The following is a 12,668-nucleotide window of genomic DNA, read 5'->3' on the forward strand; positions in this document are numbered from 1 at the left end:
AAAAGAGCTAAAAGTGTGCACTATACTAGTTAAGCTAGAAATAGGATTTTAGTTCATTACAGTTTAGGAGGGCTTTTTCTGAAACAAAAAATTCAAGCAGCAATTGTGGGCTACGGTAATTTAGGAAAAGGTGTACGTAAGGCCATTAACCAAAGTGAAGATATCGAGCTGGTTGCGATCTTTACGCGCAGAGAGCCTGGACAACTGGAAGCCAGTGAAACCGGTGTGAAATTCGAGCATATCTCTGCCGTCGAACAATATAAGGGAAAAGTAGATGTTATGATTCTGTGCGGAGGATCGGCTACCGATCTGCCAGAACAGACACCAGCTATTGCCCGGATGTTTAATACCGTGGACAGCTTTGACACTCATGCCAAAATCCCTGAGTTCTTTGCGACCGTTGATGCCGCAGCTAAACAAGGCGGAACACTCAGCGTAATTTCTACGGGCTGGGATCCAGGCCTGTTCTCCATGAACCGTCTGCTAGCTGAAGCTATTCTTCCACAAGGTAAAGAATATACTTTCTGGGGTAAAGGCGTCAGCCAAGGTCACTCTGATGCCATTCGCAGAGTAGAAGGCGTTAAAGGTGGCGTACAGTATACTGTTCCAGTACAAGAGGTTATCGAGGCCATCCGTGCGGGTGAAACACCAGAACTCACTACTCGTGAAAAACATCTTAGAGAGTGTTTTGTAGTAGCTGAGACAGGTGCAGATCAAGAGCGCATTCGCGAAGAAATCGTGAATATGCCGAACTATTTTGCAGATTATGATACTACAGTTACTTTCATCACTGAAGAAGAACTGGCAGCTCAGCATAGCGGTATTCCGCACGGCGGGTTTGTTATTCGCAGTGGGGTAACAGGAGAAGGCACGAAACAAATTGTTGAATTTGGCCTGAAGCTGGAGAGCAATCCTGAATTTACAGCTAGTGTGCTTGTGGCTTATGCCAGAGCTGCTCAGCGTATGAGTCAAGAAGGTCAAAGCGGAGCGCGTACTGTATTCGATATTCCACTTGGGATGTTGTCTCCGAAATCACCAGAAGAACTGCGCCGCAACTTACTCTAAAATCCTGTCAACAAATAACCCGCGTAGGACTTTTAATGGTCCTCGCGGGTTATTTGTTGTCCAGAGCGGCAAGCATCATGTCTGACAACCCTCTATACAAGACTAAGAATCTTACTCTTAACATGATTCATTTCGTAATTCTTCAACAAAGTCTCATGCGCACGATCCGCAATAATAGCACCAAGCTCAGGATTTTTCAGTAAATTCAGTACACTTCCAACCACCTCAACCGAGGTATTAGCCAGCAAAATATTTCGGTTATGCTCACAATTCAGCTTCTCACACATGATAGAGCTAGTAACCACCGGGGTTTTAAGCGCCCAGGATTCTAGTATATTTCTAGAAACTTCGCAGCCTTCAAGGATGGGCACCAGAACAGCTTTAGAACGTCGTATGTATTCATTAGAGGAATTTACTGATCCAGTGACTATGACCGATTCATCTTCCTTAATCAAAGTCATGACCTCCGGGTGAACCTCTGAGCTGATAATATAACTTTTGATATCGGGCACTTGCTCCTTAATCATGGGATAGGTTTTTTTAAAGAATACTCGGGCTGCATCTATTCCCAGTCTCATATTCATATTCCAGTGCAGCACAATTGAATTTTCTTTAGTTACAGGCTCTGCAAAAGTCTCATACTCATTCATCTTAATGAAATGGGGGACAACATGAACCTTACGGGCATCCGCAAATGATAGAGATTTGAACGCTAGTGCATCCCATTCCGAGGTTGCTAAAAGTAGACCCGTTTTATTCATTAATCGCCGTTTATTCCTACGATCCCAAGCGGCATTGAGTTTATTATATGGATTCTTCCTGCTTAACTTTCCTGCCTCTCCGGCAGATCCTCCGCTTCCGTTTGCAAAACTATAGGTATCTGTGATCACACTGGCTTCTGGAAGCAAGTTCCGCACCATATCAATGCATTTACCCAATAGGACATGCGATATAAATACATGCTTGTAATTATTCGAACGGCAAAGCTCTAAAATAGTGTTCTTCATATCTTTATCTATATGACTTAAATTTGAGAAATTCCGCAGTTTATGTAAGGGGCGCAGCATTGGCCTCCAGGTCGTATAATCTTCATTAATGTTATGAACCGTAAGTGCCGTCCGCTCATTTATAGACACGGTTTGGTTGGCACTGCCGTACGTCAGCAAATCTATATCAAATTTCCCAAGCAAAATCTCGAGAATACTCCCTGTTCTCATTTCTCCTTCTAGATCCTCTGCGCTTTGATTCTGGGCTGATAGGAACAGCATTCTTTCTCGCATGACTCTGGCTCCTTGTATTTTGTAATAAAAACCCCCATCTACTAACTGAAACTTTAGATGCAGTTCAATAGTAACTCATTTCAATTAAAAGTTTTGTCGATTTATAGGAGAAGTCTAAAATTTTTTAAGTTTTTTTCTGAGTTTCCAAAATTCTATCACGATTTACCCTTATAAAACGCCACATTTTCTAAAATATAGACTAAAACCCCTTTTTTTACGCCATACATAATCATGAATTGCTCTATGGATAGAATTCGTAATCGTTAGGTAATATGTACTACGACTCTTTGCATACAAAAAAAGCATCTCCCTCGCTTAATGTCGAAAGGAAGACACTTTAGTTGTCGTAGCTTCTAACTACACAGTTCCGGCCCTTTTTCTTAGCCTGATACAATGCAGTGTCACTAAGTTTATAAAGAGTGTTCAATGCGTATCGTTCACCTGAATCCACCGTGATGATGCCAACACTTATCGTGTAATGCAAGGGTACACCATGAATGACCGCCCCTGTAACGGCTGTGCGCATCCGCTCTGCAATCATATCACTGTTTTGTTCATCAGCTCTATGCAGCAGCACAGTGAACTCCTCACCACCGAATCTTCCGAACAGATCACCATTGCCAAGCTGCTGTTTTATTTTATGAGCCAGATCTTTTAGAACGTGGTCGCCGGTATTGTGGCCGTAGGTATCGTTTATGCGTTTAAAGTGATCCACATCCAGCAGTAAAAAAGAATACGGCAGCTTCTTCATCGCTGAGGCAGCTATTAAAGGCCGGGCGCGCTGTACAAAGGATCTGCGATTCAAAATACCTGTCAACACATCATAAGTGGCCACCCGTTCCAATTCTGTAAAGGAATCCTCCCTATAAAGCAGCATGATTCCTGCAGTTCCTAAGAACATAAGCAAATAAATCCCCAGATAAAAAAATATCTGCAGCCAGTGAGAGGTCTGTGCATTCCATCCTAACATCGAATAAAACGGTTCAAGTCCCTTGCTAACCAGCGCTAAAATTACAACAAAGTACAACAATCCTATGGTTCGCTGGAGAGAGGTCTCTCTAATCTTCACAGCTAATATATAAGCTGGCAACGCTATGATCATAATCCCAAATAGACAAGTTGCAGCCATAACCAACCGCTCATCTGGCATAATTATATGCAGTAGCACTACGATGACAATGGATACTCCGAACAGGATCGTATAATATCGTTCAATCCTACTCCCAAAAACTCTGAGAAGCATCAGAAGCGCTAAGCTTTCCAGCGTACCTCCAGCTAAAGCAAGCAGCATACTGATTGGAATGGGAAGTCGTGAGTCTGTGAAATCATTCAGCAAAAGGAGAATTAAAGCTGCCAGCTGCAAATATTTTGCCGTGACAAACAAGGTAGAAGTCCGTTCCTGCGCGTAACGCAAACGATAGACGACAATAAGCAATACCGTAAAGGATTGCCACATAAAGAGGCAGACCAGCAGTGTCTTGAGATCCAGATGCATGTTAGTGAATTTCACCCCCTGTATTCTCCATGCTCAATAAATATAATTGTATCTGACCACTCGGTTTCTTCCTTCTTGTTTGGCTTGGTATAACGCTTTATCGCTCAGCTTGTACAGCTTATTTATCCAGATCTCCTGATCCGGTATGATTGTAATTACACCTATACTAACTGTATAGCCTTGTAAAAGTTTTTGTGTAGGCGTCTTCATTACTGCCTTTCGTAACACTTCAGCTTTCCGGTCACAGCTAGCTTCATCCAGCCCGCAAAGGATAACTGCAAATTCCTCGCCGCCAAGCCTGCCAAATAAATCGCTGTTTTCGAGGTTGTCCTTAATCGTCAATGCGAATTCTTCCAGAACAACATCGCCGGTATCATGGCCGTATGTATCATTGATTTCTTTGAAATGATCCAAATCCAGCAGCATAAACGAGAAGTACTCTTGCTCAGCAACTGCCTTCTCAAGCCGTACCTCAGCTTCCTCAAGAAATGCTCCACGGTTTAGGATTCCAGTCAAATCATCGTAGCTAGCGATTCGTTTCAGTTTTACAAAGGAATGCTCGTTAGAAAGTAGAATAAAGCCTGCGGCTCCCACAATCAACAATAAATACATCCCCAGGTAATATAAATACTGCGAAAGATTAGTTGTGAACACGTTCATCTCTGGCTCCCAGATCAATGCAACAATCGCGCGGAGCAGCATAATCCCTGCAAAAGCGTAAAACAATATTCCGAGTATCTTCTGAAGAGGGGTGCCTTTGGGGTTCACCGTGAGGTGGTAAGCTGGATAGACAATAAACAGTATCGACCATAGTGAGGTACAGGCTATGCGCCAGCTGGAATGATGAAAGAAGATCGCAACAATACTAAAAGTAATCGAACTAAGTATGGAAAGCGTTATGTAATACAACTTTATCCGCTGACCAAGGATTCCCATCATCAGCAATAAAGCAATAATCTCCAGACAGCAGCCTAAAAGAATCAAAGCGTTGCTAAGTGGAATGGATAAAGCGCGGGGGATATGACCCCATAATAATAATGAACACCAGAAGAGCAGCTGCACCGCCTTTGAGCGTATGAATAAGGTGGATGCCCTGTCTTTAGGAGCGCTCCTCCGGTAATTGGTTATCAGCAGCAATATAAATAGATTTCCAAAAATAAATAAATACACTAACGTTTTGATATCAAGCTGGGAGTCCATGAGTCACCACCTACACGGAAAAATTGATCCTCTACTGACAGCACTATAGCACTCAATGGCTGGTTCAGCAAATACCCTATTTATTTCATTTTTTAGAATGTACATACACCGCTTAAGTATACAAAAAAGCACTTCCCCCTGCACGGAGCTCGGGGGGAAGTGCTATGGTCAAGAGAATATGAATATTCTCGTGTAGGCCTGTGTTTGTATTAACGCTTCTTCAAGCCGTCCGCCAATGCGTATCCAACCTTCCAGATATCGCCTGCACCCATCGTAATCACTAGGTCACCTGGGGCAATACGAGGTTTCAGATCAGCAAGCACATCTTCTTTGGTTGGCAGATGTCTTGCACCAGCGTTACTGTTCTGCACAATAAGCTCAACCAGCTTCGCAGATGTAACCCCCTCAATCTGCTTCTCACCTGCCGGAGAGTAGATGTCGGTGATGATCACCTCATCTGCTTCGCTAAAGGCGCGGCTGAAAGCATCTAGCAGGAAGAACGTACGTGTATACCGCTGAGGTTGGAATACGGCAATAATCCGTTTCCCCGTTGCCTTAGCAGCACTGATTGTCGCCTGAATTTCAGTTGGGTGATGCGCATAATCATCGATGACCAGAATGTCATCGACTTCTCCGAGCACTTGAAAACGGCGCTTCGCACCATGGAATTTCACGATCGCTTCAGCGATTTTTTCAAAAGAGATTCCTGACTTCAAACAAGCGATAACCGCAGCCATTGAATTATACAGATTGTACTGGCCTGGCACGGATAGTTCAATTTGTCCCAATACTACGCCATTATGGTTCATCGTATATGAAACCTGACGGTCGCCAAGAACGATGTCTGTGGCAATATAATCTGCAGTCTTCGACTTGATGCCGTAAGTAATCACCTTACCTGACACTTCAGGCAATAAAGAAATCACATTCTCGTCATCTGCACACACAATCGCAGTGCCGTCTTCACGGGTCTGGTTCATAAACTGTACATAAGCAGCCTTGAGACGGTTAAAATCTCCGCCGTAATTCTCCAAGTGATCTGCTTCCACATTCGTGACAATTCCAAGCCAAGGGTGATAGTGCAAGAAAGAGCCATCACTCTCATCCGCTTCCGCCACTACATAATCGCCTTGTCCTGCCTTTGCATTCGTACCGACGTTCATAATCTCTCCGCCGATAATATACGTAGGATCAACTTCACACTCTTCCATTACAAGTGCGATCATAGAGGATGTAGTTGTTTTACCATGCGCTCCGGCAACGGCTACCCCTTTACGTTCGTTCAATAAACGGGCTAACATTTGTGAGCGGTGCAGAATTGGAATCTTAAGACGCTCTGCTTCCACCCATTCCACATTATCGCTGGACAAAGCCGTAGAGTACACGACGAGATCCGCACCTTTTACTTGTTCTGCTGTATGCCCAATATAAATCTTGGCACCTTTAGCAATCAATTTATCCGTCAATTCTTGGGCAGCCACATCGGAGCCCGTAACCGTATATCCCATTTCTAGCATTACTCGGGCAATCGCGCTCATACCGTAGCCGCCGATCCCTATAAAATGCACACGTTCAGTAGTATCCAACAGTCGTCACCAGCCTTTTTCAGTATCGGGTTGCTGCAAAAGTGTACCGCGCACGTCAGAAATCAAATACAGCGTACCAGATACGACGGCAAGGTCATCCTCCGCTGTAATCGACTTCAGTTGTTGCAGCGCTTTTCCCCAATTATGTTCTACTATGATTACCAAGTTTACCTTGGCATATTTATCCCGCAGACTTTCTGCGATAACCTGCAGATGCTCCGCGTCCATTTTGTTCTGGAAATCCGGTTCGGTCAGGATGAGCGTATCCACTATAGGCAGTATATGCTTAAAGTAGGATTCATGATGCTTATTTGCCATCATTCCCATAAGTAAATTTAATTTACCGTATTTATAGAGCTGTGGCAGGCTTTTGGCAAGGCTCTCCGCGCCTTCCGGATTATGTGCTCCATCCAGTACGATCCTCGGAGATTTACTTACCTCTTCCAGCCTTCCAGCCCAAAATGCATGACGCAATCCTTCCAGAACATCTTCATCCTCTAGCATGAACGCCATATACTGGCGCAAAACTTCAAGAACCATCATGGCTCCTGCCGCATTGCTAATCTGGTGTTCGCCTTTCATCACAATCCCAAGTTCAAGCGAACGGAAGGGACCCTTAAAGTTAAAGGTCTGCACATCCGCATGGATTCCAGTAGCTTCATAGCTAAAATCTTCTCCGGCAAGATAAAGAGTAGAGCGGCAAGCCGCCGCTTTCTCCTTGAGTACAGCCACGACTTCCGGTTGATTTACGCAGCTAACAACAGGTACACCGGGTTTGATAATCCCGGCTTTCTCCATTGCAACCTTCTCAAGCGTATCTCCCAGAATATCCATATGGTCATGGCCGACATTTGTAATCACCGACACGATCGGAGTAACGATGTTCGTTACATCCAGCCTTCCCCCAAGCCCAGTCTCCCATACGACAACATCCGGACAAGAAACACCCGCAAAAAATAGAATGGCCACAGCTGTAGTTACCTCAAACATCGTTGGTGAGCCAAATTCCGTTTCTGCAATCTCATCTACCAAAGGACGAAGGGTATTCACTAGCTCAAGAAGAGTTTCTTCAGGAATGTCCGTATTATTATATTGGAACCTGTTCGTGAACTTCGTAATATACGGAGACGTGAAGGTGCCGACAGAATAGCCGCTTTGCAAAAGTGCGCTTGTCAAAAAAGCACAGGTGGAGCCTTTGCCGTTGGTACCCGCCACATGAATAAATTTCAGCCGACGGTGCGGGTTTCCCAGCTTGTCCATCAACATCTCAATTCTGTCTAAACCTGGCCGGATTCCAAAAGGAATCAGGCCCTTGATCCAGTTAACCGCTTCGGTATATGTCGCAAGAGGGGCGGTGCTCCCGCCCCGATTTAGGTCATCCATGTCTCTTATCCTCTCAGCTCTGCTATGCGGGCAAGTACTTTCTCACGTTTGGCAGAATAATCTGCCTGCTTCGCCTGCTCCTCTTCGATAACTTTTGCGGGAGCTTTGGCCACGAAGCCCTGATTGCTCAACTTTTTCTCTACGCGTTCTACTTCGCTGTTCAGCGTCTGCACTTCTTTTTCCAGACGAGCGATTTCTTGTTCAATATCAATCAGCCCCGACAAAGGCAGAAGCAGTTCCGCTCCCGTTACTACAGCGGACATTACCTTGTCTGGCGTTTCCGGATTCAGGCCAGCTTCGAAAGAAGAGGTATTGCAGAAACGTCCGATGTAGTTGTCGTTACGAGTAATGATGCTCAGTGTTTCCTCATTGCTCGCTTTAATAATCAAATCAACCTTTTTGCTCATCGGTACATTTACTTCAGCACGGATATTACGAACTGCCCGGATTACATCCATCAGCAGGTTCATTTCCGCTACCGCTTGCGGGTTCTCCAGAGCAGCATCATACTCAGGCCAAGCAGCCAAAGTGATTGTCTCTCCTTCATGCGGCAGATGCTGCCAGATTTCCTCCGAAATAAACGGCATAAACGGATGGATCAAGCGCATCGTGCGGTCGAGTACATAAGCAAGTACGGACTGTGTCTTCGCTTTGGCTGCGGCATCCGTTCCGTAAAGCGACAGCTTCGCGAACTCAATATACCAGTCACACAAATCGTCCCAAATGAAGTTGTACAGCTGGCGGCCGGTCTCGCCGAACTCGTACGAGTCAATTAGACGCGTAATTTCACGAGAAGTTTCGTTCAGACGGTGTAAAATCCAACGGTCAGCCGTAGTTAGCTCCCCAGTAATGTCAATATTCTCGAAGCTAACTCCTTCAAGATTCATGAGGGCGAAGCGTGACGCATTCCAGATCTTATTAGCGAAATTACGCGCCTGCTCTACCTTTTCCCAGCGGAAGCGTAAATCCTGACCCGCTGTGCTGCCGGTAGAAATCATATAACGCATAGCATCTGCGCCATACTTCTCGATAACCTCAAGCGGATCTACACCGTTGCCGAGTGATTTGGACATTTTTTGTCCTTCAGCATCCCGTACCAAACCATGCATCAATACGTCCGAGAATGGTTTCTCTCCGGTGAATTCCAGTGCCGAGAAGATCATCCGCGCTACCCAGAAATAAATAATATCGTAGCCCGTTACGAGCACATCGTTCGGATAGTAACGTTTGAAATCTGCACTGTCTTCATTCGGCCAGCCTAGGGTTGCAAACGGCCAGAGGTTGGAGCTAAACCAAGTATCCAGAACATCCTCGTCCTGTTTCAGGTCGGTTAAGCCGCTGATCCGGCGCGCTTCTTCCTCGTCATTCGCCACAACCAGCTCACCGGTAGATTCAGAATACCAAGCCGGAATACGATGCCCCCACCAAAGCTGACGGGAAATACACCAGTCGCGTACGTTTTCAATCCAGTTCAGGTAGGTTCTCTCGAACCGTTCAGGTACAAAGTTAACCCCATTACCATCCTTCTGTGCATTGATGGCAGCTTCGGCGAGCGGCTGCATCTTCACGAACCATTGTGTGGACAGGTACGGCTCAACAACCGCTCCTGAACGTTCACTGTGTCCAACTTGATGCACATGATCTTCAATAGAGATCAGAACGCCTTGCTCCTTCAGATCCGCCGTGATGGCCTTACGGCATTCACTCCGGTCTTGACCTTGGTAAGGTCCTGCTTCTTCGTTCATCGTACCGCTCTCATCCATTACGTTGATCTGCGGCAAATTGTGCCGTTGACCTACCTCGAAGTCATTTGGATCATGAGCTGGCGTGATCTTAACCGCACCGCTACCAAACTCTTTATCTACATACTCGTCAGCGATAATTGGAATCTCCCGGCCGATAATCGGCAGGATCAGGGTTTTACCAATCAGATCTTTATAACGATCATCCTCAGGATGAACAGCAACTGCCGTATCACCCAGCATCGTCTCCGGACGTGTGGTCGCTACAGTGATATGTCCGCTGCCATCTTTAAGGGGGTAACGCAGGTGGTACAGATGACCGTTAACTTCCTTATATTCAACCTCGATATCCGACAACGCCGTACGAGCCGCCGGGTCCCAGTTGATGATACGTTTACCGCGATAGATCAAGCCTTTATTATAAAGCTTAACAAATACCTCGCGAACTCCCTTCGACAAACCCTCATCGAGGGTAAAACGCTCGCGGGAGTAGTCAAGGGAAAGTCCCATTTTTGCCCACTGCTCATGAATGGTGTTCGCGTATTTGTCTTTCCAATCCCACACCTGCTCCAGGAACTTCTCACGTCCGAGGTCATGTCTAGAAATCCCCTGCTCGCGCAGCTTCTGCTCTACCTTCGTTTGTGTTGCAATACCTGCGTGGTCCGTACCTGGCAACCAAAGCGTATCGAAGCCCTGCATCCGTTTAGTACGAATCAGGATATCCTGTAATGTGAAATCGAGCGCATGCCCGATGTGCAGCATTCCCGTTACGTTTGGCGGCGGGATCACAATACTATAGGCTTTAGCATCCGGACGCTGGCCTGCGCGGAAATATCCGCCCTCTGTCCAGTAGGAATACCATTTCTGTTCTGCTGCCTTCGGATCATACGTTGTTGGCATCTCGTTTTTAGATTCATTCGTAGCAGCAGCATCTGCCGCTGTTAGATGGTTTTGGTCAGCCATTCTCTGATACCTCCACTAGTTTACTTGTAGTTGCTTATAGTTGTTAATAAAGTTGCTGTATAGAGCTCACAGGTCTCTGAAAAAAACAAAAAGACCCCTCGTCTCAAAGGACGAAAGGTCATTCTTTCGCGGTACCACCTTTGTTTCGCGCCAATGAAAAATAAAACTACACTTCTTACCCTACGGATTCAGAAGCTTAGCGCGACACTCGTACAGATAACGGCTGCTACCGGCCACAACCTAACTTATCCTTCACAAATATGAAGATAAGCTCAGAAGGGCGACTCCGGGGCGACTTCGGGGGCTGTTTCCTACGGAATGTCACAGCACTTGCAATTCCGCTCTCTGAAGGGCTGACCGCCTACTCTTCCCGTTCCCAGTCTTTACTTAGATATTGCTTACTCCATAATACATTTTGAGCCCCCCCTAGTCAACCTGGATACGCCTTTGCAGCGGGACTTTAGGCTGAATTTCGACTTATTTCTTCTGAAGCATCCCTTCCAACAATGAAACAGCAAAAATCCCGATCCTAATACCTGATCGGGATTCACCTATTCATGTGTGTACGCATCACGATTCGATTACGGGATGTACAACACTTGACCTTCCTCTACACTCTGCCCGGATAAGCGATTATACATTACCAGCTCCCGCGCACTTAGCTGATACTTCTCTGCTATGGTATCCAGTGTTTCTTCACGCTGCACAATACACAGCCGAACTTTGCGGAACATGTTAGCTCCATCCGCACTGGCAATGAATCTGCTCTTCCATTCCGTATTATTGCCAACCTCTGGAACGTCCACTGCTGCAGATGTGTTTCCTTCCGACTGCAGAGCTTCCTGCTCTTTACGGACACGACTGGAGCTTAGTAAAGAGGAGAAGGTGAGATGTTCTTTTTCCGGAATTTCTGCTTCTTTTTTACTGCCCAAGGCGATCTTAAGATCTTGTTTCTCCTCATGAGAAGCCACACTCTCTTGTGAAACAAAAACTTCGTTCGCATTCTCATTAATCGGCGCAGTATTCTCTTCTTGCTTAGGAAGCGCATTATTAGCCTCATTTTCAGAAGCGAACACAGGGATATCCTGAATTGCATCTGCACTAACGGCTGGAACAGCGGTCTCTCTAGGAGTAAAATATTCCTCTGCCGACTGTTGGTTCTCTTCGCTCACATAGCTTGCTTGATTCAGCTGAGACACCTCAACCTCTTTGTTCTGGGCCTCGGCTTTAAACCAGTAATCGGATAAACCCGCTTTAGCATCCTCAACTTGGGAATCCAGACTATGTGTCCGTGCTTTAGCTCCCTTGTCCTTCTCCTGACCGGATGAGAAATTGACTACAGGGGACGTATGAGCGACTCCACTTGAGACTAATGATTCTTCTGTTTCCTGTTCATTCGCTTCGGCATGCTCATGTTCTTCTACAGCAACCTGTGAGGCATCCTCACCGAAGGTCCACTGAGAATTTTCATAAAGCGCATCATTTTCCTGTTCTTGTAGCTCCGCAGTAGCTTCTACCCTGTCATCATTCACAGGAGAATAGGCGACTGTATACTCCTCTTGCTGCCAGGCTGGTTGAGGTTGAGGGTCCGCACCACCGATCCCCCGCAGCGATAATACGCCTGTTATATTCACAGTGCGCATCGTGAGCAGATCGATATCAAAATTCTCAATCTCTACCCCAATATCTTCAATCGAGCTGACGCGTGTAAGCGGAACAGTGATTTCCACGGGAATGGCATGCTCCAGACGTTGTGTTCGGTCATCTTCACTCCGGTAAAGCCCGGTAAGCAACAGCTGACCATATAACTCGGCACGATCCTCCCGCTGAATCACCTGAATTTCCGGAAGTAGTTCAACCTCCTCCAGCTCAGCTATTCCCGGAAGCTCTTCCGAAAGGTGAATGCGTTCGTAAATATCAAACCGCAAGCCGTGGGACTGATCAAACACGGGAT

Annotated in this window: 8 protein-coding genes and 1 other annotated feature; of the genes, 1 reads left to right on the forward strand and 7 read right to left on the reverse strand. The window is 46.0% G+C overall.

Going from position 1 to position 12,668, the window contains the following annotated elements; translation table 11 throughout:
- The first annotated feature begins 78 nt into the window (after window positions 1-78).
- Window positions 79-1,065, forward strand: coding sequence for a diaminopimelate dehydrogenase (locus MKY54_RS24795; protein WP_339191276.1), 987 nt, complete (start codon window positions 79-81; stop codon window positions 1,063-1,065).
- Window positions 1,066-1,157: 92 nt separating this feature from the next.
- On the opposite strand, the gene MKY54_RS24800 is transcribed toward MKY54_RS24795, so the two are convergent.
- The 7 genes from MKY54_RS24800 to MKY54_RS24830 form a co-directional block, all read right to left on the reverse strand.
- Window positions 1,158-2,345: a glycosyltransferase gene (locus MKY54_RS24800; protein ID WP_339188223.1), complete on the reverse strand. Its 1,188-nt coding sequence runs from the start codon at window positions 2,343-2,345 to the stop codon at window positions 1,158-1,160.
- Between the two features lie 337 nt (window positions 2,346-2,682).
- Window positions 2,683-3,855: a GGDEF domain-containing protein gene (locus MKY54_RS24805; RefSeq protein WP_143765076.1), complete on the reverse strand. Its 1,173-nt coding sequence runs from the start codon at window positions 3,853-3,855 to the stop codon at window positions 2,683-2,685.
- 18 nt (window positions 3,856-3,873) lie between these two features.
- Window positions 3,874-5,040: a GGDEF domain-containing protein gene (locus tag MKY54_RS24810; RefSeq protein ID WP_076129397.1), complete on the reverse strand. Its 1,167-nt coding sequence runs from the start codon at window positions 5,038-5,040 to the stop codon at window positions 3,874-3,876.
- Window positions 5,041-5,249: 209 nt separating this feature from the next.
- Window positions 5,250-6,626, reverse strand: a complete 1,377-nt coding sequence (murC, locus tag MKY54_RS24815) for a UDP-N-acetylmuramate--L-alanine ligase (RefSeq protein WP_036685137.1) — start codon at window positions 6,624-6,626, stop codon at window positions 5,250-5,252.
- A 6-nt stretch (window positions 6,627-6,632) separates the two neighbouring features.
- Window positions 6,633-8,009 (reverse strand): folylpolyglutamate synthase/dihydrofolate synthase family protein, encoded by a 1,377-nt coding sequence (locus MKY54_RS24820; protein WP_339188226.1) that lies wholly within the window; start codon window positions 8,007-8,009, stop codon window positions 6,633-6,635.
- Between the two features lie 5 nt (window positions 8,010-8,014).
- Window positions 8,015-10,714 (reverse strand): valine--tRNA ligase, encoded by a 2,700-nt coding sequence (locus tag MKY54_RS24825; protein WP_076129400.1) that lies wholly within the window; start codon window positions 10,712-10,714, stop codon window positions 8,015-8,017.
- 103 nt (window positions 10,715-10,817) lie between these two features.
- Window positions 10,818-11,101, reverse strand: a binding site (T-box leader).
- Window positions 11,102-11,295: 194 nt separating this feature from the next.
- The gene (locus MKY54_RS24830) at window positions 11,296-12,663 is read right to left on the reverse strand and encodes a LysM peptidoglycan-binding domain-containing protein (protein WP_076305449.1); all 1,368 of its coding nucleotides are present in this window, start codon (window positions 12,661-12,663) and stop codon (window positions 11,296-11,298) included.
- Between the last annotated feature and the right edge of the window lie 5 nt (window positions 12,664-12,668).

This window comes from Paenibacillus sp. FSL P2-0121, from assembly GCF_037975345.1.
GTDB lineage: Bacteria > Bacillota > Bacilli > Paenibacillales > Paenibacillaceae > Paenibacillus_AQ > Paenibacillus_AQ odorifer.